This is a genomic window from Isoalcanivorax indicus (genome assembly GCF_003259185.1).
In the GTDB taxonomy this organism is placed as follows: domain Bacteria; phylum Pseudomonadota; class Gammaproteobacteria; order Pseudomonadales; family Alcanivoracaceae; genus Isoalcanivorax; species Isoalcanivorax indicus.
In genome coordinates, this window is sequence record NZ_QGMP01000001.1 from 2235872 (window position 1) to 2259670 (window position 23799).

The following is a 23799-nucleotide window of genomic DNA, read 5'->3' on the forward strand; positions in this document are numbered from 1 at the left end:
ACGACATCACTGTGGAACGAGCGGCCTACTGCGCCGCCACGGCGGCCTCTTCCACCATCTTGTCCAGTTCACCCGTGCGGTGCATTTCCAGGATGATGTCGCTGCCGCCGACCAGTTCACCCTTGACCCACAGCTGCGGGAAGGTCGGCCAGTTACCGTACTGCGGCAGGCCCGAACGGATCTCCGGAGCCTCCAGCACGTTCACATAGGCAAACGGCTTGCCAATGGTGGTCATGACCTCCACCGCCCGGGCGGAGAAGCCGCACTGGGGAAACTGGGGCGAACCCTTCATGTACAGGATGACCGGGTTGTTCTCGATCTGCTCCTGGATCACTTTCATTACGTCGTCCATAGGGAACCTCAAAGCGGGGGGTGGACAGAAGGTGGGCCATTCTATCAGGCGCGGTGAGCCGACGCCAAACGGCGGAGGCCGGGCCATTGGCCCGGCCTCCGCCGACCTCGGCGCGGTTGGCGCCGCCTCAGTGGGCAACCTCAGAACTGATAGCGGAAGCCCGCCTCATAGGAGCGCTCGGGGCCAACGTAGATCCCCTGACGCAGACTGGCGATATAACGCTCATCGGTCAGGTTCTTGATGGCACCGAACAGCTCCAGATTCCCGCTGATGGCATAGCGGGTGCTCAGGTCCATGGTGCGCTGCGGACCAATCTTGCCCGTGAAGAAGCCCGACGTATTCTCCTGGATATTCAAGGTGTTCATTTCATCCGTGAACTGGGAGCCGGTGTAGTTGGCGCTCAGCAGGGTTTTCAGGTTGCCGACTTCATAGCCCAGGCTGACATTGGCGATCCACTCCGGCGTAAACGGCACACGGTTACCATCGGGAGCGGTCAACACGTCCTGAGAAAGATCGTCATCCCACGCGAAACGGTCACCGACAAATTCCGCATCGGCAATCCAGGTCACGTTACTGACAAGACTGAAGCCAGCGCCCAGATCCAGACCCGCAGCCGCTTCGATCCCCTGATGCATGGTCTTGCCGGCATTGGTAGTCTGGAAGTTGGTGTTGCTGTTGGCTGGAATGACCTGATTACGGAAGTCCATGCGGAAGGCAGTGGCTTCGTAGGTCAGACGATCATTACGACCGCGCACACCCACTTCCACGTTCACCGAACGCTCGGCATCCAGATCCTGGTCTTGCATACCATCCAGCGCATCGCCGTTCAGAGCGGGCGCGAAGGCACGATATACCCCACCAAAGAACTGCAGGGTCGGCAGCAGATCAAAGGTGGCACCGACACCCGGCATCACTTCCGTGTTGGACGTGCTGACGCTGGTCGTGTTCTGCAGGTTCTCCCGGGACTGCTCGTAATATTCGACCCGCACCCCGGGGGTAACGGCCAACCTTTCGGTAACCCCGAAGCGGTTCTGTGCAAACAGGGCATAGCTGTCAGCCGTGTCGATCCGGTCGCGGCCAAAGCCACCCCGCGCTGCGTTCGGTGTGCGCGGAGCACTGCGCACCGCCAGAACAGTGCGATCATGCATTTCTTCATTCATATAGCGCAGACCAACTTCGGCTTCACCCGGCATGCCAAACAGATTGTTGGTTACCGTCAGGCGCGTCTCCACACCGAAGCGTTCAAAGGCACGGTTGTTGCCGTCCACGTTATCGGTGTACACCCAGCTCCCTTCGGCTGCAGAGTCCGCAGCATTAACCCGGTAACGCCAGTAGTCCCGATTCATCTGGCTCCAGTAGACCAGAGTCTTCAGACTTGCGTCCGCACTGATTTCCCAGAAATGGTTGATATCAAACGAGGTGCGGTCCGTCAGGTAGTAATCGTCGGGCGCGGGGTTGTTCGTGGCGCCATCCTTGTATTCACCCAGGAACAAACCACGATAGGAGATGTTGGCGTCATTCTCATGGCGGCTGAACTTGATGCCCAGCCACTGGGTATCACCGATGGCGGTCCCGGCCTTGATCATGGCGTCAGTCATTTCATAGCCCTTGTCCATGAAGCCGTCGCTTTCCACACGGCTGAGCACGGCGCCGAAAATACCGTCACCACTGGGCGCGCTGCCGCCGATTTCTACCGTGGCGCCGAAGGTATTCCAGGAGCCCGCTGAAGCTTCAACCGCCAGGCCATCCTCCGGTTGCTTGGTACGATAGTTGATGACCCCACCGATGGTGCTGGGGCCATAGCGCAGTGAGGCTGCGCCCTTGAGCACTTCGATATCATTGATACGCTGAATGCGCGGGTTGTAGTAGCGGCCATTGCCCACAAACAGGCCTGGTGCAATCGGCACCCCGTCTTCGAGTACCAATGTCTTGTAATCGTTCGAACTGAGGCCTCGAATACCGATGTTGGCCACGATGGCAGACTCTTCTTCACGCTTGATGTAGACACCGGGAACACGGCGCAAGGCGTCTTCTGTGGAGCGCGGCTGCACCAGATCCATTTCTTCCCGAGTCACCAGCGACACCGCCCCCGGCTGGCGCGAGACGTCTTCCTCACTACGCCCAACCACATCAATCTGAGGCAGCAATACAGCCTGACGCTGAGTTTGCGCAGCCTGTCCCTGCTCGACGGTATCCGCCGATACCATGACCGGCATGCACGCTATGGCAAGCGCCAACAGCTTTTTCTGATGCATCTGCAGACTCCTGAAATCCCCGAATCGACCACCCCGATGGCGGTCAGGCGGGGAAAGTCTATCTGCGGATGACAAGCGAATGCAAATCGTTCTTCTTTAGATAAACAAAACCAGTACGCTTTTGTTCCCGTGAAAACCATCAATCAGAAAATGAATTGGGTTCAAGGGCGGATTCTGCCCCCCAGCCACCGCCTCCCGGCGAGGCCACCTCAAGCCGGTCGCCCGGCCGGGCCGCAAACGTGGTCTTGCCCGGCAAGCGGGTGCCATTAAGCACATTCTCCCCGGGTGTCCCCGACGCCCCCCCGGCCAGCCCCCACGGCGCGTGGGTTCGCCGCTCTGTCAGCAAGGTCACCTGCGCCGGCGCCAGAAATTCCAGCTCACGCACCAGGCCATCGCCGCCCCGGTGCTGACCCGCCCCGCCACTGCCTGTGCGCAAGGCATAGCGCCAGACCCGCAGTGGATAATGCTGCTCCAGACTCTCGATCGGGGTGTTCAGCGTGTTGGTCATGTGCGTCTGCACACCACTCAGCCCCGCTCCCCGGGCCGAAGCGCCCATGCCGCCGCCCATGGTCTCGTAATAATCCCATTCGCCCTGCCCGTCTGCAGCGCGAGCCCCCATGGCCAGATTGTTCATGCTGCCGTGGCTGGCAGCGGGAATGCGATCCGGCAGGGCGGGCGCCAGCGCCCCCAGCACGGCATCCACGATGCGCGAACTGGTCTCTACATTGCCGGCGGCCACTGCTGCCGGGCGACGGGCATTCACCAGGCTGCCCTCGGGCGCACTCAGGGTGATGGGTCGAAACAGCCCGGCACAGGCAGGTACCGAGGCGGGCAGCAGACACCGGAAGCAGTAATAGACGGCAGCGGCGGCCACCGAGAGCGGGCAATTGATATTGCCTGCCACCTGTTCGCCGGTGCCGCAGAAATCCACATGGGCGCGGTCGCCACGCACGGCGATATGCACGGCGACGGGAATATCCCGGGTGCCCTGGCCATCGTCATCGAGGTAGTCGGTAAAGCGGTAATCGCCGTCGGGCAATGCCGCCAGCAGTTGCCCGGTCAGGCGCTCCCCATAGGCATTCAGTGCGCTGACGCCATCAACGAACCAGCTCAACCCGCGTTCGCTCAGCAGACTGCCCAGCCAGCGGGCACCGGCTTCGCAGGCGCTGGCCTGGGCCACAAAATCACCGAAGCGCGGCGACTGCTCCGGCGCGGCGAGGGAGGCGTCGCCCACCAGGGTGCGCACCAGCGACATGGTCCAGCGGCCTTCACGGCGCAACCATTGCGGGGCGATCACCACGCCCTCTTCGTCCAGATGCCGGGAGACCGGCATCGATCCGGGGGCATTGGCACCGATATTCGCATGGTGGGCACGGGTTACGGCGAACGCCACCGGCGCCACCTCGCCCTCATGGAACACGGGCGCCACCACCGTCACATCCGGCAGGTGGGTGCCGCCCAGATAAGGGTCGTTGACCACCAGCAGACTGCCCGGTTGCCAGTCGCGCCCGGCCACCAGATCGCGCATGGCATAGGCCATGCTGCCCAGATGCACCGGAATGTGTGCGGCCTGGGCGCACAGCTCGCCGTCGGCATCGAAGATCGCGCAGGAGAAATCCAGGCGGTCCTTGATATTGGGCGAGAAGGCACAGCGGCGCAGCAGCGCGCCCATCTCATCACAGATCCCCGACAGGCGATTGGCGAATATGGAAAGCTGGACTGGGTTCATGGCGGCTCCCTGTTCTGACGGCAGCAGTCTGGCGGCAGCAGTGCCGCAGTATAGCACCGGCAAGGCCGCACAGAGCCCGGGGTCTGATTGCGTGGCCTTGCCCCGGGAGCTATCATCAGGCTCCAGCGGCAGCCATGGCTGCCGTTTTTCGTTTACGAAACCGCTGTTCGGGTCCGAGGGATGAACGACAATTATCTGATGCCGACCTATGCGCGGCAGCCACTGAGTTTCACCCGGGGCGAAGGCGTCTGGCTGTACGACAGCGACGGTCGTGCCTGGCTGGACGGCGTCTCCGGCATTGCCGTGTGCAATCTGGGCCACTGCCATCCGGCGGTGAGCCGTGCCCTGGCACGCCAGGCCGAAACCCTGGTGCATACCTCGAACCTGTATCGCATCGACGCCCAGGCGCGTCTGGCGGAAGCGCTGTGCGAACTGGCCGGCATGGACAAGGCGTTCTTCTGTAATTCCGGCGCCGAGGCCAACGAAGCCGCGATCAAGATCGCGCGGCTGTATGGTCATCGGCGCGGCATTGATGTGCCGACCATCGTCGTGTTGGAGAGCGCCTTCCACGGCCGTACCATGGCGACCCTGACCGCCACCGGCAACGTCAAGGCGCAGCAGGGCTTCGAACCACTGGTGGCAGGCTTTGTGCGCGCGCCGTGGAATGACGTCGAGGCCATTCGTGCGCTGGCCGCAACCCACAACAATATTGTGGCCGTGCTGGTCGAGCCGGTGCAGGGCGAAGGCGGCGTACGGGTACCCTCAGCCGACTTCCTGCCGCAACTGCGGGCTCTGTGCGACGAGCAGGACTGGCTGCTGATGCTGGACGAAGTGCAGACCGGCAACGGCCGTACCGGCCGTTACTTTGCCTGCAACCATAGCGGCGTCACGCCGGACGTGCTGACCACCGCCAAAGGCCTGGGCAACGGTTTTCCGATTGGCGCGTGCCTGGCCGCGGGCAAGGCCGTCGATGTGTTCGGCCCCGGCAACCACGGCAGCACCTACGGCGGCAACCCGCTTGGTTGCACCACGGCCCTGGCGGTGGTGGAAACCCTGCGCGATGAAGTCATCCCCGGTGTGACGCGTAAAGGCGAGGCACTGGTAGCGGGCCTGCGCGATGCGCTGAAAGACCTGCCGCTGGTGCGCGAGATTCGCGGCCAGGGGCTGATTGTCGGCATCGAACTGGACCGCGACTGCGGTGAAATCGTGGCGCTGGCCCGCGACAACGGCTTGCTGGTGAATGTCACCGCAGGGCGGGTGGTGCGGCTGCTGCCGCCGCTGATCATCAGCGAGGCCGAACTGGCAACACTGATCGAACGGACAAGCGCCGCCATCAAGGCGTTTGCCCGGCAACAGGAGGCCGCATGAGCGTGCGCCATTTTCTGACCCTGCGTGACCTGTCCCGCGACGAGCTGGGCTATGTCATTCAGCGGGCCATCGAACTCAAGACCATGCTGCGCAATGGCCAGCGGCACATGCCCTTCGTCGGCAAGACGCTGGGCATGATTTTCGAGAAATCCTCGACCCGCACACGGGTATCGTTCGAGGTCGGCATGAACCAGTTCGGCGGCGCCAGTATCTTTCTGTCACCGCGTGACACCCAGCTGGGGCGCGGTGAACCTATCGAGGATTCCGCGCGTGTACTGTCGCGCATGGTGGACGCGGTGATGATTCGCACCTTTGCCCATGAGACCGTGGAAACCTTTGCCGCGCATTCCTCCGTACCGGTCATCAACGCCCTGACCGACGACTTTCACCCCTGCCAGTTGCTGGCCGATGTGCAAACGTTCGTAGAACATCGCGGCAGCATTCAGGGCAAGCGTGTGGTCTGGGTCGGCGACGGCAACAACATGTGCAATTCCTACATCAATGCGGCGCGCCAGTTCGATTTCGAGCTGGTCATCTGCGCACCGGAGGGTTTCGATCCCCGCGCTGATCTGGTGCAGGAAAACAGTGACCGGGTGCGTATCGAGCGCGCCCCGCAGAAAGCCGTGGAAGGCGCCCATCTGGTGGTCACCGATGTCTGGGCCTCCATGGGCCAGGAAGAAGAGCAGGCCCAGCGTGAAGCCGCTTTCCGCGAGTACCAGGTCAGCCCGGCTCTGATGGACCGCGCCGATTCGCAGGCGCTGTTCATGCACTGCCTGCCCGCACACCGCGGTGAGGAAATCAGCCACGACATGCTGGATGATCCCCGTGCCGTGGTCTGGGACGAAGCAGAAAACCGCCTGCATGCGCAGAAAGCGCTGCTGGAATTCCTGCTCTGATGGCCTCGCGCTGATGGAAGGTCATGTCTGAGCCGCTGCTGAGCCTGAACAAGATCGGCTGCCATTACGACGACAACGAAGTCGTGCGCCGTGTCAGCTTTACCCTGCAGGCAGGGCAGATTGCCTGTCTGCTGGGCCCCTCCGGCTGCGGCAAGACCACCACCCTGCGCGCCATCGCGGGGCTTGAAGCACTCACCAGCGGCCGCATCCATATCAAGGGCCGCGAGGCTTCACGCCCCGGCTGGCAGTTGCCGCCGGAAAAGCGCGGCCTGGGCATGGTGTTTCAGGATCATGCACTGTTCCCGCATCTGAGCATTGGCGAGAACGTCGCCTTTGCCCTGCGCCGGGAACGCCGCGATGCGCGCCGCCAGCGCGTGGCCGAGTGCCTGGAGATGGTACGCCTGAGCGGCATGGAACAGCGCTACCCGCACGAGCTGTCCGGCGGCCAGCAACAACGCGTCGCACTGGCTCGCGCCCTGGCGCCTCGCCCTCCGTTGATCCTGCTGGACGAGCCCTTTGCCAGTCTGGATCTGGACCTGCGCCGCCAACTCAATCAGGAAGTGCGCGATATTCTGCTGCATGAAGGCATCACCGGCGTGATCGTGACCCATGATCAGGAAGAGGCCTTCGCCATCGCCACCCATGTGGGCATCATGCGCGACGGCGAACTGATCCAGTGGGACAGCCCTTACAATATCTACCATTCCCCCATTACGCGTTTCGTGGCGGAATTTGCCGGTTCCGGCGCGTTTCTGGATGGTACCGTGCTGCCGGACGACAGGGTGGCCACCGCGGCCGGTGAGCTGCGCAGCCATCGCCCACTCGGCTACCCGCCCGGCTCACCGGTCACCGTGTTGCTGCGCCCCGAAGATGTGGTGGTGGATGATCAGGGACCGCTGCGCACGTCGGTGATTCACCGCGTCTTTACCGGCCCCAACATCCTGTATCGGCTGGCCCTGGAAAATGGCGAGCAACTGACCTGTCTGACGGGCAGCCACGAGGACATGCCGGTCGGTGCGGCCCTGCCGGTACGCATTGCGGCCAAGCATCTGGTGCTCTTTCCCGGCTGACACGGCCCTCATTCTGGTGCCAGAACACGTTCGGGATGCTCCAGCAGTTTCTCAGTCACGACCTGATCGCGCCCCGCCAGCTTTGCCTGATACAGACAACGATCCGCCCGCGCCAGGGTGGCAGCCAGCAACTCGCCCGGCAGGTACTGGGCGATGCCGATGGAGATGGATGCACTCAGTGCATCATCCAGATCGCTGAAGTCCTCATTCGCCACCGCGCGTCGCAGACGTTCCGCCACCAGCACGGCGTTATCGAGATCGCTCTGGGTGAGCACCAGCACAAATTCCTCGCCACCCAGGCGCCCGGTATAATCCGCCTCGCGCAGGCAGCGCTCGGACAAGGCGGCAAAGCGACGCAGCACCTGATCACCGGCCGCGTGCCCGAAGCGGTCGTTGATGCGCTTGAAATGATCCAGGTCGACGAAGCACAGGGAGAAGGTGTAGTCACCGGAATCGGCCAGTGCCTGCTGCTGGTTCAAGACTTCCATGATGTGGCGGCGATTGAACAGGCCGGTGAGTTCGTCGCGGATCGCCATGTCACGCACCTGGGTCAGCGCATCGCTGAGCTGGCGGTTCTTGGCGGTCAGGCTGGTGCGCAAGGCATTGATGCCCACACCCGTCACCACCAGGCTGGTGGCCGTCATACAGAAAATCAGCCACTGCAGCAGCTCCAGCGTCAGGTTCATGCTGAGGCTGCGCGCCTGCCAGGCCAGAATCACCACCAGCAGATAACCGAACATGCCGACGCTGCTCAATGCCAGCAGGCCCGGCAAGGATTGCCGGAACGACGCCAGCAGCATGGCGGCAAAGAACAGCATCAGCACACTGATACGGAACTCGTTCATGCACCAGGCGCTGGCCAGAAAGCCCAGTGTCAGCCACAGGTTCCAGGGCAGCGACACGCTGGGGTCACGGTAGTCGGCGCTCTGGCCACTCACCACCCAGCTGGCCAGCAGCAGGTTACCGGCCCAGATACCGGCAAACAGCAAGGCCAGCACGGCCCCCGACACGACGAAGTAGCCCCCCTGGAAATAGAACAGGCAGATCATGGTGTGCAGCAGGCTGATGGCGATGGCGGTGAGGCTGTGGCGACGCGCCAACCGCTGGTCATCCAGCGCCAGCGAACGTGCCTTGTTCATGTCCTGGATCATGCGTCGCCCTCCCCGACCACCACCCGGTTCCGGCCGAGCCCCTTGGCGTGGTACAGCGCAGCATCCGCCCGCGCCAGCCAGTCTTCCAGCGGCTCGCCGGGATGGCAGACGGCCAGCCCGATGGACACCGTGGCATGCAGGTCGGGCGCCTGCTCGAAACGCGTGTGGGCCAGGGTATGGCGCAGCTGCTCCAGCACTTCACGGGCGCGCTGCAGGTCGGTCTTCACCAGCACCAGCAGGAACTCCTCGCCACCAAAGCGGGCACAGAAGTCCCGTCCACTCAGCAGGCTGCGCGCCTGGCGGGCAAATTCCCGCAGCACCTCGTCGCCCAGGCTGTGCCCGTGGCGATCATTGATCTGCTTGAAATGGTCCAGGTCGGCATAGGCCACCACCACGCCGAAGGCGCCGCGTTCGGCCATCTCACGAATCTTGGCAAGACGCTCCATGGCATAACGGCGGTTATACAGGCCGGTCAGTTCGTCGCGAATGGCCAGGCTCTGGATGCGATCCACGATCTGACCCAACTCGTGGTTGCGCTCGCGCAGCTTGATGCGAATGGCGGAAATTTCATCCGACAGGATGATCATGGCCATCGTCATCAGGGCAAAGGTGGCCCACTGGATCAGCTCGCCGGTCAGATCCACCGCTTCGGGGTACCAGTGCCACAGGGACACGACGATGCCCAGATAGGTGAGCACGCACACACCGCCCAACAGAACCAGCTCGCGGCTGCGGCAGCGAAACACGCCCATCTGCAATATGGCGAAGAACAGCAACATCACACACAGGCGGATATGATCGACGTACCAGGCCGACACCAGCAGGACGGACGTAGACCACCACAGCAGTGGCAATGTCAGCGACGGGTCGCGGAACAGACGATTGAAGCCGAGCAGTGTCAGACCGATCAGTAGCAGGTGCCCGGACCATATCCAGGCAAACAACTGCATGAAGGCGTCGCCACCGCCGCGAAAGAAATCCAGCTGCGCTGCAATCCAGCACACGATGGTATGCGCCGAGCCCCCCGCCAGCGTGGCAAACAATACCCGCTGAAGGATGCGTCCCTGATGCGCATCCGCCTCACCTGTTATTAACCATCCCTGCATGCCGTCCGCCTGAGCAAAGTCAGCCCCCCCCAGGGCACCGAGCGAGACCGATCAGGCCCCCTGCCCGACTCATCGACTCGCCGTTGGCACCACACTTAATGATGACAAAGTGCCATCACTTCACCCGATAGTATTAGATGTCGTGATGTCTGTCACATATTTTCAGACGGGCGTTTTCTCGGGCTGGGCCTGGGCGCTACACACGCGGGAGACCGCTTCACGCCAACCGGCATACCGCCGCTGACGATCGGCTTCCAGCAAGGAGGGGGAGAAATCGCGATCGCACTGCCAGTGGCTGGCAATGGCGTCCAGATCGGGGAAGACACCAGCCTGCAAACCCGCCAGATAGGCGGCGCCCAGGGCCGTGGTCTCGGTGATGACGGGGCGGTCTACACGGACCCCGAGGATATCGGCCAGATTCTGTGCCAGCCAGTTGTTGGCCACCATACCGCCGTCCACGCGCAGTGCCGTCGGCTTGCCGGCCCCGTCGGCTATCATCGCCTCCAGCAGGTCCAGACTCTGATAGCACACCGCCTCCAGGCCCGCCGTGACCACTTCGGCAATGCCGGTATCCCGGGTCAGGCCCAGCAACGCCCCGCGGGCATGCGGGTCCCACCAGGGGGCGCCCATGCCGGTAAACGCTGGCACCAGATACACGCCTTTGCCGCCCCCGGCGCTGCGCGCCAGGGCCTCGCTTTCGCTGGCATGACTGATCAGACGCAGGCCATCACGCAGCCACTGGATGGTGGCCCCGGCGACAAAGATGGACCCTTCCAGGGCATAGGTGGTGCGGCCATTCAGGCGGTAACCCACGGTTGTCAGCAGGCGGTTCTCGGAGGCCACGGCCTGCTCACCGGTATTCAGCACCATGAAGCAGCCGGTGCCGTAGGTGCTCTTGACCATGCCCGGCTCGAAGCAGGCCTGGCCCACCAGAGCAGCCTGCTGATCCCCGGCGATACCGGCAACGGCCACGGGCGTGCCCAGCAACGAAGGTTCGGTGCGACCGAAATCGGCGGCACTGTCACGCACCTCCGGCAACAGGGACGCCGGGATGTTGAACAGCCGCAGCAGTTCCTCATCCCAGCGCTGGGTATGGATATTGAACAACAGGGTGCGAGAGGCATTGGTGGCGTCGGTGGCGTGAACCCGACCGCCGGTCAGCTTCCAAAGCAGCCAGCTGTCGATGGTGCCGAACGCCAGATCACCCGCCTCGGCCTTCTGCCGCGCGCCATCGACGTTGTCCAGCAACCAGGCCAGCTTGGTGGCTGAAAAGTAGGGGTCCAGCAGCAGGCCTGTCTTTTGCTGCACCAGGGGTTCATGGCCGTCGTGGCGCAGTTGCTCGCAACGCTCGGCGGTACGCCGGTCTTGCCAGACAATGGCCCGCGCCAGCGGGGTGCCGGTGGCACGGTCCCAGAGCACGGTGGTCTCGCGCTGGTTGGTGATGCCGATGGCCGCCAGTTCGCCCGCATCGATATGCGCATTGCGGATCGCCTTGCGGCATAGCGCCAGGCAATCGGTCCAAATCTCGCCTGCATCGTGCTCCACCCAGCCGTCTTCCGGGTAATGCTGGGCAAATTCCTTCTGCGCCTGACCACGCACCGTGCCATCGGCAGCAAACACGATAGCCCGGGAACTGGTGGTGCCCTGATCCAGAGCCAGCAGGTATCCGTTCATCGTTGCTCTCCCAAAACATGTCCCGCGCGTTGTTCCCGGGGCCAGGAGACCCGGAACAGGGCGCCGCCCTGGTCACTGCGGCCTACCTCAATGCGCCCACCATGCCATTCGACGATGCGTTGGACAATCGACAGCCCCAATCCATAGCCCCCACTCGCCCGGTGGCGGCTCTTGTCCAGGCGGGCGAAGGGCTTGAAGATCCGCTCGCGCTCGTTCTCGGGAATGCCAGGGCCATCATCCCCGACTTCCATGACCGCCATGCCCTGCTGCACGCTGTAGCGCAGGGTGATCTCCTGGCGCGCATAACGCAGCGCATTGGTGACCAGATTCTGCAGGATGCGGTGCAGGTAGCGCTCTTCGCCCTCGGCCTGGCGGGCCGCCTCGCTGAACTGCGTCCAGTCGGTGACATCACGCAGGGTCAGGTCCCCCTTGATCGGGTCGATCTGCCGGCGGATCTGATCGAACAGATCGTGCATGTCCACCGGCTTCAGGTCGATGGTCGGCGTGCCCTCTTCCAGGCGGGCAAAGGTGAGGATCTCATCGATCAGTTCATCGAGCTGCTCGATATCCCCGTCCAGTTCGTCAAGCTTGCTGCGACGTTCATCTGCAGCGTCACAATCCGCCAGCATCTCCAGGCCGAAGCGCAACCGCGCCACCGGGGTGCGCAGTTCATGGGAGACCGCCCGGGTCATCTCGCGCTGCGATTCGATCAGCCGCCGGATATGCTCCGTCATGCCATTGAAGGTCAGCCCGAGCTGGCCGATGGCATCCTGCCCGGACACGTCCGCCCGGGCATCCAGATCGCCACTGCCGAGCTGTCGTACGGCGGCATCCAGCTTGCGCAACCGGCTTTGCAGGGGGCGCACCAGAAAGTAGGTGGCCAGCCCCATGGCGGACAGCCCGAGCACCCCGACCAGCACCGACATTTCCAGCGGCATCCAGTCGAACAGCGCCAGCGGCCCCAGCACCAGCACCTCGCCGGTATTGCCGATGGGGGCATAGACCATGACGGATGAGCGCGCCCGCGACGCCCCCTCGTCGAGCACCAGCACCACCTCGCGGCGCGCCAGGCGCTGGCGCTGCTCGCCGTCGAGGCGCAGCGTTTCCATGGGCACCCGCGCCAGCGGATAGCCGAACCGTTTGCTGATGCGCTCGAATTCGGTGTCCCACTCACTCAGTGGGTACTGCGCCAGTTCATCCAGCAGCAACAGCGCCGTGGCCCGCGCCTGCTGTTCAGACACCTTGTCCATACGGGTCTGGATGTACACCGGCTCGCCTGGCAGCTGATAGAAGATGTCGGCATAGGATTCGGCCTGGTTCAGCCGCATCACCACAAACCCCTGCTCCAGATCCAGGCGTTCGCGATAGGTCAGAACGACGTCGTCTTCCGGTTGCAGCAGGATCTCGGCACCCAGCAGGCGGCTCAGCAGTTCGCGGCGCGCTTCACGCTCTGCCGCCGACCCCTGCCGCTGCAGCCCTTTGGCCATCAGATAAAAGGTGCCATGCGCCATGCTCTCGCGGTAAACGTCCGAGCGATAGCCGTTGATCAGCTGCACCAGCCCATAGGAAAAGGCCCCGACCAGCAGAACGGCCAGGAGCATGCCGGCATAGATACGCAGAAAGATGCTGTTCAAGGGGGCGGGTGGGCGCCGTCAGACGGGCCCCACCTCCTTCACGAACAGATAGCCCTTGGAGCGGACCGTCTTGATACGGCGCGGGTTGTCCGGGTCGTCACCGACCTTGGGGCGGATGCGCGAAATGCGCACATCGATAGAGCGGTCCTGGCCGTCGTACTGGATGCCACGCAGCTTTTCAAAGATGGTTTCGCGGGACAGCACGTTGCCGGCATTGGAAGCCAGCAGCCAGAGCAGGTCGTATTCGGCACTGGTCAGGTCTACGGACTTGCCTTCCAGCACCACCTCACGGGCGGAGTTGTCGATCACCAGGTTACCGAACTCCAGGCGCATCTGCGGCTGGTCACGCTCATGCTCGGTCTCTACCCGGCGCAGCAGGGCCCGGATGCGGGCCAGCAGCACGCGCGGCTTGACCGGCTTGGCGACATAATCATCGGCACCCATTTCCAGACCCAGCACCTGATCCATGTCATCGGTGCGGGCGGTAAGCATAAGGATGGGATTGCGGAAGGCGGGGCGCACTTCGCGGCAGACGGTCAGCCCGTCGGCACCTGGCAGCATCAGATCCAGCACCACCAGATCCGGTTGATCGGCCCGGATGCGACGCACGGCCTCTTCACCGTCGTTCACCACCGTGACTTCCATCCCGTTACTCTCAAGGTACTCGCGGGTCAGGGTGGCCAGACGTTCGTCATCTTCGACTATCAAAATTCGCGGCGGATTGTCCTGCACTGAGCTCATTCCGTGCTGTTCCTGTTTTTATCGTTACCGTTATCGTCGCGTTCGTCACAACCCTGGATGACGCCTACACAAGTTATACGCATCCGTTACTTCTGCGGCAACACTGACTTACAACCGCGACCGGGCGACACACTACGGCAGCACCGGGCTACGGTCGATATACGAACTGTAACCGGCACAATATATTGTGTTTCCCCCGTTTCAGCCACCCTCGCCTGCGGGCGCGACCAGGGGCCCTTTCCGGCCCGTGAACCGGGCCAGTGCCACACGGATGAAACACCCACCGCAAACCCACATTTTTCCCACAGACTTGTCCACAGGCAGACTCTTGCATTGGATGGCAAAGCGCTATACCTTGTATCCACCAACACGGACAAACCCCATATGTTGGGTTTTGTCACGCTGCCAGACCAAGTGAATAACAGACACAACATAATGCCCGCCCCCTCTGGGCCAGCGCACAGAAAGCGCATGAAAAGCCCCGGGATACGCCGCCTTCGGCTCCTCCCGGCAGCGCCAGCGGCGGGCAGGGACAGGACAGCACATGAACACTACATCTTGTGTTTCAACCCATGGACCCCGGCCCGCATCCAGTGCGCCGGGGTCCATGCGTTAACACACAACCGATAACGGAGAGCGGGTCATCATGCAGACGGATACTCAACACACCAGCCAGACCGGCACCCAGGCCCCCCGCAACGACGGGGGTGACGACGCCCTGAACGCCACCGCCCCGGGCCAGCTGCGCGTCATCAAGCGCAACGGCAAGGTGGTGCCCTACACCGACGACAAGATCGCGGTCGCCATCACCAAGGCCTTCCTGGCCGTGGAAGGCGGCACGGCAGCCGCCTCGTCACGCATCCACGAGACCGTGGCGCGCCTGACCGAACAGGTCGGCACCACCTTCCGGCGCCGTCTGGTGTCCGGCGGCACCATCCACATCGAGGAAATCCAGGACCAGGTGGAACTGGCCCTGATGCGCAATGGCGAGCACAAGGTGGCCCGCTCCTATGTGCTGTACCGCGATGAACAGGCGCGCAAGCGTGCCGAGAAAGCGAAGCAGCAATCTGCCGCCAGCAGCGAGCACACGCACCCGAGCGTCACCGTGACCATGGAAGACGGCAGCAAGGCGCCGCTGGACATGGCACGTCTGGAAGGCCTGATCATCGAAGCCTGCAGTGGCCTGGACGATGTGGATGCCAACAAGATCATCGGCGAGACGGTCAAGAACCTGTATGACGGCGTCTCCATCCGCGACGTCAACACCTCCATGGTGATGACCGCCCGCACCCTGATCGAACAGGAGCCGAACTACTCCCAGGTCACCGCCCGTCTGCTGATGGACAGCCTGCGCGCCGAAGCACTGCAGTTCCTCGGCGTGGCCGAGCGTGCCGACCAGCACGAGATGGAAGCCCTGTACGGCACCGCACTGAAAGCCTACGTCCATAAAGGCATCGAACTGGAATTGCTGGACCCGGAGCTGGCCCGCTTCGATCTGGAGCGCATCGGCGCTGCCCTGAAAGGCGAGCGCGACATGCAGTTCACCTATCTGGGCCTGCAAACCCTGTACGACCGCTACTTCATCCACAGCAAGGACACCCGCTTCGAGCTGCCGCAGTGCTTCTTCATGCGTGTGGCCATGGGTCTGGCTGTGCGCGAGGACGACCGCGAAGCGCGTGCCATCGAGTTCTATAACCTGCTGTCCAGCTTCGACTACATGAGCTCGACGCCGACCCTGTTCAATGCCGGCACCCTGCGCCCGCAGTTGTCCAGCTGCTACCTGACCACGGTGCCGGATGACCTGCACGGCATCTACAGCGCCATCCGCGACAACGCCATGCTGTCCAAGTTTGCCGGCGGCCTGGGCAACGACTGGACCCCGGTACGTGCACTGGGCGCCTACATCAAGGGCACCAACGGCAAGAGCCAGGGTGTGGTGCCGTTCCTGAAGGTGGTCAACGACACCGCCGTGGCGGTCAACCAGGGCGGCAAGCGCAAGGGCGCGGTCTGTGCCTACCTGGAAACCTGGCACATGGACATCGAGGAATTCGTCGAGCTGCGCAAGAACACCGGCGATGACCGCCGCCGTACCCATGACATGAACACCGCCAACTGGATTCCTGACCTGTTCATGAAGCGGGTCATGGAAGAAGGCGAATGGACCCTGTTCTCGCCCAACGACGTGCCGGACCTGCATGACCTCTACGGCCAGGCCTTCGAGAAGCAGTACCTCGAATACGAAGCCATGACCCGCGATGGCCGCATGAAGCTGTTCAAGCGCATTCCGGCGATCAATCTGTGGCGCAAGATGCTGTCCATGCTGTTCGAGACAGGCCACCCGTGGTTCACCTTCAAGGACCCGTGCAACCTGCGCAGCCCACAGCAGCACAGCGGTGTGGTGCACTCCTCCAACCTGTGCACCGAGATCACCCTGAACACCAATCAGGACGAGATCGCCGTGTGCAACCTGGGCTCGGTCAATCTGACCCACCATATCGGTGCGGACGGCGGCCTGGACATGGACAAGCTGCGGACCACCGTGCGCACCGCCGTGCGCATGCTGGATAACGTCATCGACATCAACTACTACAGCGTGCCGCAAGCGGAGAACTCCAACCTGAAGCACCGCCCGGTAGGCCTGGGCATCATGGGCTTCCAGGATGCGCTGTACATGCAGAAGATCGCTTACGCGTCGCCGGAAGCTGTGACCTTTGCTGACCGCTCCATGGAAGCCATCAGCTACTATGCCATCGAGGCCTCCGCCGAGTTGGCCCAGGAGCGTGGCAGCTATCAGAGCTTCGACGGTTCCCTGTGGAGTCAGGGCATCCTGCCGATCGACTCCATCGAACTGCTGGCCCAGTCACGGGGCAGCGAGAAGTTCCTGATGATGGACCGTGGCCAGACGCTCGACTGGGATCGTCTGCGCGAACAGGCGCGCCAGGGCATGCGCAACTCCAACGTGATGGCGATTGCGCCGACGGCGACCATTGCCAACATCACCGGGGTGTCGCAGTCCATCGAACCGACCTATCAGAACCTGTATGTGAAATCGAACCTGTCCGGCGAGTTCACCGTGGTCAACCCCTTCCTGGTCAACGACCTGAAGGCGCGTGGCCTGTGGGACAACGTCATGGTCAACGATCTCAAGTACTACGACGGTTCGGTGCAGCCTATCGACCGCATTCCGCAGGATCTGAAAGAGATCTACCGGACCGCGTTCGAAGTGGAACCGCGCTGGCTGGTGGAAGCGGCCAGCCGTCGCCAGAAATGGATCGACCAGGCGCAGTCGCTGAACCTGTATATCGCTCAGGCGAACGGCAAGAAGCTGGACATCACCTACAAGATGGCCTGGCTGAGCGGTCTGAAGACCACCTATTACCTGCGCGCCATCGGTGCCACCACGTCCGAGAAGTCGACCATCAGTGATGGCCGCCTGAACAGCGTGTCGGCTGCACCGACGAGTGATACAGCGAGTTTCGAGCAAGCCGCGGACGTACCGCAGGCCTGTTCTATCGACGACCCCGATTGTGAGGCGTGCCAGTAAACGGGCACACAACAGGACGAATCAAGGAGTATCCTTATGCTGAGCTGGGATGATTTTCATGCGGAAGAGAAGCCAGTCCCCCGGACACAGCCTGCAACCACAGCGCCGCAGAAACCTGCGGCACCGGCAGCGCCAGCGGCTGACACTGCTGCAGCACCGGCGCCGCGAGCAGATGCTGATGATCTGGCAGCTGCCGCCGACACCGGAGCGGGAACAGGACACCTGGACAACACCGCCCTCTCCGACGCCGTAAAGCGCGCCCGCGCCAGCGTCAACAAGATGGACGTTGCCGAAGGCGTGGCTGAACTGGAAGGCACAGCAGGCCGAGTACAGGTGGACGACAAGCGCATGATCAATTGCCGCGCTGACCTGAACCAGCTGGTGCCCTTCAAGTACGACTGGGCCTGGCAGAAATACCTGGATGGCTGCTCCAACCACTGGATGCCCCAGGAAGTGAACATGTCGGCTGACGTGGCGCTGTGGAAGAACCCGGAAGGCCTGACCGACGACGAGCGTCGCATCATCAAGCGCTCCCTGGGCTTTTTCTCCACCGCCGATTCGCTGGTGGCCAACAACCTGGTGCTGGCCGTTTATCGCCTGATCACCAACCCGGAGTGCCGCCAGTACATCCTGCGCCAGTCGTTTGAAGAAGCCATTCACACCCACGCCTACCAGTACTGCATCGAGTCACTGGGCATGGATGAAGGCGAGATCTTCAATATGTACCGCGAACTGCCGTCTGTGGCGAAGAAGGCGCAATGGGGTATCCAGTACACACGGGAAATGTCCAATCCGGAGTTCACCACCGGCACCGTGGAAACCGACAAGGCCCTGCTGGAAAACCTGATCGCGTTCTACTGTGTACTGGAAGGCATCTTCTTCTACTGCGGTTTCACCCAGATCCTGTCCATGGGCCGCCGTAACAAGATGACCGGCGTCGCCGAGCAGTTCCAGTACATCCTGCGCGACGAGTCCATGCATGTGAACTTCGGCGTCGATGTGATCAACCAGATCAAGATCGAGAACCCGCATCTGTGGGATGCGCAAATGCGCGACAAGGCCACGCAGATGATCCTGGAAGGCACCGAGCTGGAAATCCAGTATGCCCGCGACACCATGCCGCGCGGCGTACTCGGCATGAACGCGGCCATGATGGAAGAGTACCTGCAATTCATCGCCAACCGGCGTCTGGCCCAGCTGGGTCTGCCGGAGCAGTTCAAGGGTGTCAACAACCCTTTCCCGTGGATGAGCGAGATCATGGACCTGCGCAAGGAGAAGAACTTCTTCGAGACGCGCGTGATCGAATATCAGACAGGCGGTTCGCTGAGCTGGTAATGCAAAAATGACAATAGACCGTCCCGAAATTTTCTTCGAGAGAATACACCCTTATAAAGGTGGGGACGGCTCTGTTGTTCTTGAGCGACTGCTCAATAAAAAGCCTCAGCGCATGTTAGTACCCCCAAGAGAACTTGAGATTCTTTCAAGACGCATCTATAACCTAAAAGATGTTAGGTTCTCGACCGGCTGCTTTTCGGGATTACCGCTACTACTGAATATGCGCAGCACATCGTGCTGCACGGTGCGAATACCAAAGAGCCAAGGAAATCAAACGTTCCACATAGTAACGATGAGGCTCGATAGATCGGGCATCCCCCTATGCTCTGTATGTGTAGATGATGGGAGAGAGCTTACCTTCATATGGACCTTTGAATCTCCGATACAGAAAAGGGAGTTCTTCGACGCCCATATAATTCAAAACACCATAAAGGAAAAGATCGAAGAGTTCAGCCCCACACAAGATTCCGCCGACTTAAGCTCTTTAATCCCCTTCGTCGGGTCGCAAAACTCGAAAACAGGAGTTCACGCTGCCCCCAGGCATATAGGGAAGAGCTACTCGAAAGAGTTTCTCCGAGAAAAAATACTAGACCTCACACCAGCATCCAAACGAGACAAACACCTCCGAAATGCCGGCCTTCTTTTAGAGCTCCAATCTCTTTTTGACAGCAGATGGTGGGCAATAAGTTCTTCACCAGAGCAATGCAAAAACTGGGTGTTATTCTTTGGAGTTGCGTTATCCCCTTTCTGTTCACCCAAGCAGATGGAGCTGGAACTTAAAGCTATTTCCGAGTCCATAGAACAGAAACCTTGGCGCGACATTAAAGAAAAATATAAAGGGATAATTGGATCGATCACATCTTCCTGCCATGATGGATTCATAAAGTACAATGGCTCCATCTACTCCGTGTATGCCCCACACTGGCCCGAATGGGTAAAGGGAGCTCTTAGCATATCTAATGATGAAATCTCTGACCTTGATCTAAAGCTATTAAGCGGAGAGGCCAGTCTGTCACCTCATCTAAGTAACCCTACACGGCGCTTCCTGCCAGTCGGGAACTGGGAGTTCGTACCTGAAAGCCGTTTCTTACTCAAGAAGGTAAGTTAGTTCTCACTCATAGAAACGGTTGCGGCCGAGAAATTCCGTACGTCCATAACTCCCCGTTGCATTCTTGTTATGGTATGTTGTAGAGGCTGAAGGGCGTCATTACCTCTTGGCACCGAACCACTACAGGAGCACATGTATGAGCGATCACCTGGAACTGGATGCGGAAGACCTGCTCACTACCCTGGAACATGTGGAAGAAACACTGACAGTCATGTCCGGCGTCGTCAGCCACCTGAAAGAACAGGTGCTGGCACAACTGGACGAGGGGGAAATGGTGGAGCTCAGCGCCGAGGAATTTCTCGAGTGCTGTGACAACGCCACCGGCACCTGGCACTGACAGCGAGAACCTGACAGCGCCAACCGGAGGACACATCCGCAGATAGCCGGGGCCACCCGGTGTCGGCGGACGGCCCCCTTTTCAATCCTGCCTCTTGCCAACTCAATGTAGCCTGGCACTCATTGACTCGCCCCCCCTGCCCCCCCTGGACTGTCCAGCCGCCTGCGCAATGAACAGGATATGAACAGGCCATTAACCGCAAATTACCAGAACAGCCCCATCACCGCTCTTCACCTCAAGAAGCCCATTTCTGTTCATATCGCGGCTATTGCTGCGCCCTCGCCCCAGTCGTTTCATAGCCACGTTGTCACAAGGCGCCAGCCCAGCGACTTTGCTGCCGCGCTGACCTCGTTATCCGGCAACAGATGCCAACTGGAGACTGACTATGAAAAAGATCATCAAGATGACTGCACTGGCGGGCGCCTGTCTGACTGGCACTGCCGCCATGGCCGCCACCGTAAGCGACACCTTTGAAGTACGTATCACGCTGGAATCCGCCTGTGAAATCAGCGGCACCGTCGCCGGTGGCGATCTCGGCGCCAGCGACCTGAACTTCGGCACCCACCCCGGCCTGCTCGACGCCAACATCGATGCCAACAACGGCAGTGACGGCATTGCCGTGCGCTGCTCCAGCGGCACCAGCTACAGCATCGGCCTGGACGACGGCAACAACTTCGACGACGGCCCGGTTGCCAGCAGCCGCGCCATGGCCAACAGCGGCGAGTTCGTCAGCTATGAGCTGTTCCAGGACGGCGCCCGCAACACCCGCTGGGGCGCACTGGGCAGCGGCGAAGAAGTCGATGCCGTCGGCACCGGCGCTCGCCAGGTGTTCTCCGTGTTCGGTCGCGTACCGGCCCAGGCACTGGATCTGGACGCCGTGGACCTGAGCAACGGCCCGGCCACCTTCACCGACACCATCACCGCCACGGTCGAGTTCTGATCCTGCCGGTTCCGCACCACCCTGCCCGCCTCTGGCTGCCGTAGCAGCCAGAGGCTTCTACAGCCCCCCTCATCTGGAGAAGCGTGCCATGCCGTCAACGCCCTTCCGATACGGCCTTGTTGCCGGGTGGCTGCTGTTCGCGGGGCTGCCTTCCGGCGCGTCCGCACAGGGCGGCACGGAGGCCTTACCGCAACTGGCAGCGCTGGATCTTGCCAGCCTGTCCGTCGCACAGCTTTCGCACAACGATATCGAGGCACTCAAATCCGCCGCACGCGGCGGCGCCTCACACCAGTATCCCGCCTGGCCGGAGGTCGTCATCAATGGCGTCAACACCGGCCAGACGCTTCATGTCATGCTCGCGGGCAGTGACCTGCGTGTACGCCCTGCTTCATTGAGCGCCCTCTCGGTGGCCTTGCCTGAGCCGTTGACGGCCACGGGCGGTAACGACTGGACGTCGTTCAATGCCCTGCAGATCAGCAGCCGTTATGTGCCGGGCGAACAGCGGCTGTATCTGGACCTGCCGCCGGAATGGCTGCCCGCCCAGTTCATTCGCAGCGGCAATCTGTCCGGTTACCGCGAGGTATCGCGCGGCAGCGGCGCGCTGATGAACTATGACGTGTTTGCCACCCACCTTGACGACGGCAGCCAGTCCCTGGCCGCCAGCCATGAGCTGCGCCTGTTCAGCGAATTCGGCACCTTCAACAGCAGCGGCGTCACCCGCTGGAACGATGCAGCGCCGGACGACAACGGCCAGTACGTGCGCCTGGACACCTTCTGGCGCTATTCCGACCCGGCCAGCATGCTCACCTACACGGTGGGTGACACCATTTCCGGTTCACTCGGCTGGAGCAGCGCCACACGTCTGGGCGGCGTGCAGATCGCCCGGAACTTCGCCACACGCCCGGACCTGATCACCTTTCCGCTGCCCAGTTTCAGCGGCTCCGCCAGCGTGCCCACCGCGCTGGAGATTTTCGTCAACAACCTCAAGGTCGGCGAGCAGGCGCTGCAGCCAGGCCCCTTTACGGTGGAAACGGCCCCGCTGCTCACCGGGCTTGGCGAAGTGCAACTGGTCACCACCGACGCCCTGGGCCGCCAGAGCGTCGAAACCGTGCCGTTCTATGTGTCCCCGCAGCTGCTGCGGGAAGGGCTGCTGGATTACTCCGCCAGTGTCGGTCTGCCACGGCAGCGCTTCGGTGTCGCCTCGTCGGACTACCGCGACACCCTGCTGGCCACCGGTGTACTGCGTTACGGCCTCAGCGATACCATCACCGCAGAATCCAGCGCCACCGTCATGGATGACCTGCGCGTGGCCGGCGCTGGCCTGGTGACCCGCCTGGGGCTGCTGGGTGTATCCGGCGTTTCCCTGAGCCACAGTGAAAGCCAGCGCCAGAGCGGCGGGCAGATTACCGCCAGCCATGAATTCCGCCAGCGCCGCTACGCCTTGAGCGCCCAGCACACCCATCGCGAACGGGGCTTCCGCGACAGCGCCAATTATTTCAGTGATCGCGATCTGCTGCGCAGCGCCACGCAAGTGAACGCCAGCCTGCGCGCCGGGCGCCAGGGCAGCGTCAATGCCAGCTACCTGCACACGCGCCAGTTCGATGCCGACGACAATGAATTTCTGGTGCTGGGCCATACCCGCAACCTGTTGCAGCGCGTCTCCCTGAGCCTGAGCGTCAACCAGAACCTGCGCGACAGCGACGACCGCACCCTGTTTGCCTCGGTCAGCATGTCGCTGGACCGTCCGGGCCAGCGTAATCTGAGCGCCAGCGCATCGACCTCCCACAGCGACAACGGCACGCGCTCGCAGCTCAACCTGCGCCGCCCGGTACAGGCCTTCTGGGATGTGGGCTGGAATCTGGGCTATAGCCATGACCACAGCGATGTCACCCGCGCTGACGCCACCTGGCGCACGCCTTACGCGCAGATCCAGGGCGGCGCCTCCCGTGGCCACCAGGGCACCGACCTGTTTGCCAGCGCCGATGGCGCCCTGGTGTATGGCGGCGGCGCTCTGTTTGCCGCCAATCGCGTCACCGACAGCTTTGCCATCGTCGACACCTCCGGCTTCGCGGGTGTGCCCGTTCGGCAATCCAATCTGCTGATCGGCCACACCAACCGGCATGGCAAACTGCTGGTGCCCAATCTGGTCTCGTTCGTGCCCAACAAGCTCGCCATCGACATTGATGATCTGCCCGTCAACGTCCACATCGAGCGCCCGCAGACCGAGGTCACGCCAGCGGATCAGGTCGGCCTCGTGGTACGCTTTGACATCATGCGGCAACACAGCGCCATCGTTGTGCTGCACGATGCCACCGGCCACGCGTTGCCCCTGGGCACCGCCGTGCTGCTGCCGGACGGTTCACGCAGCGTAGTGGGTCATGACGGTGAAGTCTTTGTCCCGCATCTGTTGCCGGACGCCGCATCATCCACCGCCGTGCTGACCGTCCTCTCCGGGGACAGCGATGGCTGCCAGGCGTTGTTCGCCGTACCGGAGCAGCGCAACGCCCTGCCTCGCATCGGGCCGATCACGTGCAGCGTTAATGATTGAGGGAGTGACCC

Annotated in this window: 17 protein-coding genes; 9 read left to right on the plus strand and 8 right to left on the minus strand. The window is 62.1% G+C overall.

Annotated elements, in window-relative coordinates:
- Window positions 1-25: 25 nt before the first annotated feature.
- From grxD to DKW65_RS10205, 3 genes are all read right to left on the minus strand, one after another.
- Window positions 26-340 carry a Grx4 family monothiol glutaredoxin gene (gene grxD, locus DKW65_RS10195; RefSeq protein ID WP_111657140.1) on the minus strand — a complete coding sequence of 105 codons (315 nt, stop codon included), beginning with the start codon at window positions 338-340 and terminating at the stop codon, window positions 26-28.
- Between the two features lie 152 nt (window positions 341-492).
- Window positions 493-2607: a TonB-dependent receptor family protein gene (locus DKW65_RS10200; RefSeq protein WP_111657141.1), complete on the minus strand. Its 2115-nt coding sequence runs from the start codon at window positions 2605-2607 to the stop codon at window positions 493-495.
- A gap of 139 nt (window positions 2608-2746) precedes the next feature.
- Entirely contained in the window at window positions 2747-4336 is a 1590-nt protein-coding gene (locus DKW65_RS10205; RefSeq protein ID WP_111657142.1) for a hydantoinase B/oxoprolinase family protein, read from the minus strand.
- 180 nt (window positions 4337-4516) lie between these two features.
- Here DKW65_RS10205 and DKW65_RS10210 point away from each other — a divergent pair, with 180 nt between their 5' ends.
- The 3 genes from DKW65_RS10210 to DKW65_RS10220 are packed head-to-tail and all read left to right on the plus strand — an operon-like array spanning window position 4517 to window position 7670.
- On the plus strand, window positions 4517-5704 hold the full coding sequence (locus DKW65_RS10210; RefSeq protein WP_111657143.1) for an aspartate aminotransferase family protein: 1188 nt from the start codon (window positions 4517-4519) through the stop codon (window positions 5702-5704).
- The gene (argF, locus tag DKW65_RS10215; RefSeq protein WP_111657144.1) at window positions 5701-6600 is read left to right on the plus strand and encodes an ornithine carbamoyltransferase; all 900 of its coding nucleotides are present in this window, start codon (window positions 5701-5703) and stop codon (window positions 6598-6600) included. Before DKW65_RS10210 ends, argF begins: the two co-directional genes overlap by 4 nt.
- 23 nt (window positions 6601-6623) lie before the next feature.
- Complete coding sequence (locus DKW65_RS10220) at window positions 6624-7670, plus strand: ABC transporter ATP-binding protein (protein ID WP_111657145.1); 1047 nt, start codon at window positions 6624-6626, stop codon at window positions 7668-7670.
- A gap of 8 nt (window positions 7671-7678) precedes the next feature.
- On the opposite strand, the gene DKW65_RS10225 is transcribed toward DKW65_RS10220, so the two are convergent.
- The 5 genes from DKW65_RS10225 to DKW65_RS10245 form a co-directional block, all read right to left on the minus strand.
- Entirely contained in the window at window positions 7679-8821 is a 1143-nt protein-coding gene (locus DKW65_RS10225) for a GGDEF domain-containing protein (protein ID WP_111657146.1), read from the minus strand.
- Window positions 8818-9927, minus strand: a complete 1110-nt coding sequence (locus DKW65_RS10230; protein ID WP_111657147.1) for a GGDEF domain-containing protein — start codon at window positions 9925-9927, stop codon at window positions 8818-8820. Before DKW65_RS10230 ends, DKW65_RS10225 begins: the two co-directional genes overlap by 4 nt.
- A gap of 162 nt (window positions 9928-10089) precedes the next feature.
- A complete protein-coding gene (glpK, locus tag DKW65_RS10235) occupies window positions 10090-11601 on the minus strand; it encodes a glycerol kinase GlpK (protein ID WP_111657148.1) in 1512 nt (503 codons plus the stop codon).
- On the minus strand, window positions 11598-13235 hold the full coding sequence (locus DKW65_RS10240) for an ATP-binding protein (protein WP_111657149.1): 1638 nt from the start codon (window positions 13233-13235) through the stop codon (window positions 11598-11600). The genes glpK and DKW65_RS10240 overlap by 4 nt, the downstream gene beginning before the upstream one ends.
- 18 nt (window positions 13236-13253) lie before the next feature.
- A complete protein-coding gene (locus DKW65_RS10245) occupies window positions 13254-13976 on the minus strand; it encodes a response regulator (protein ID WP_111657150.1) in 723 nt (240 codons plus the stop codon).
- A gap of 646 nt (window positions 13977-14622) precedes the next feature.
- Between DKW65_RS10245 and DKW65_RS10250 the strand changes: the two genes are divergently transcribed.
- The 6 genes from DKW65_RS10250 to DKW65_RS10270 all read left to right on the plus strand — a co-directional run bounded on the left by DKW65_RS10250 (window position 14623) and on the right by DKW65_RS10270 (window position 23788).
- Complete coding sequence (locus DKW65_RS10250; RefSeq protein ID WP_111657151.1) at window positions 14623-17520, plus strand: ribonucleoside-diphosphate reductase subunit alpha; 2898 nt, start codon at window positions 14623-14625, stop codon at window positions 17518-17520.
- A 36-nt stretch (window positions 17521-17556) separates the two neighbouring features.
- Window positions 17557-18855 carry a ribonucleotide-diphosphate reductase subunit beta gene (locus DKW65_RS10255; protein ID WP_111657152.1) on the plus strand — a complete coding sequence of 433 codons (1299 nt, stop codon included), beginning with the start codon at window positions 17557-17559 and terminating at the stop codon, window positions 18853-18855.
- Window positions 18856-18862: 7 nt separating this feature from the next.
- Window positions 18863-19963 carry a hypothetical protein gene (locus tag DKW65_RS15900; protein ID WP_162925802.1) on the plus strand — a complete coding sequence of 367 codons (1101 nt, stop codon included), beginning with the start codon at window positions 18863-18865 and terminating at the stop codon, window positions 19961-19963.
- 136 nt (window positions 19964-20099) lie between these two features.
- On the plus strand, window positions 20100-20300 hold the full coding sequence (locus tag DKW65_RS10260; protein ID WP_111657153.1) for a hypothetical protein: 201 nt from the start codon (window positions 20100-20102) through the stop codon (window positions 20298-20300).
- A 385-nt stretch (window positions 20301-20685) separates the two neighbouring features.
- Entirely contained in the window at window positions 20686-21240 is a 555-nt protein-coding gene (locus DKW65_RS10265; RefSeq protein ID WP_111657154.1) for a Csu type fimbrial protein, read from the plus strand.
- A gap of 88 nt (window positions 21241-21328) precedes the next feature.
- Window positions 21329-23788 carry a fimbria/pilus outer membrane usher protein gene (locus DKW65_RS10270; RefSeq protein ID WP_111657155.1) on the plus strand — a complete coding sequence of 820 codons (2460 nt, stop codon included), beginning with the start codon at window positions 21329-21331 and terminating at the stop codon, window positions 23786-23788.
- Window positions 23789-23799 lie beyond the last annotated feature (11 nt).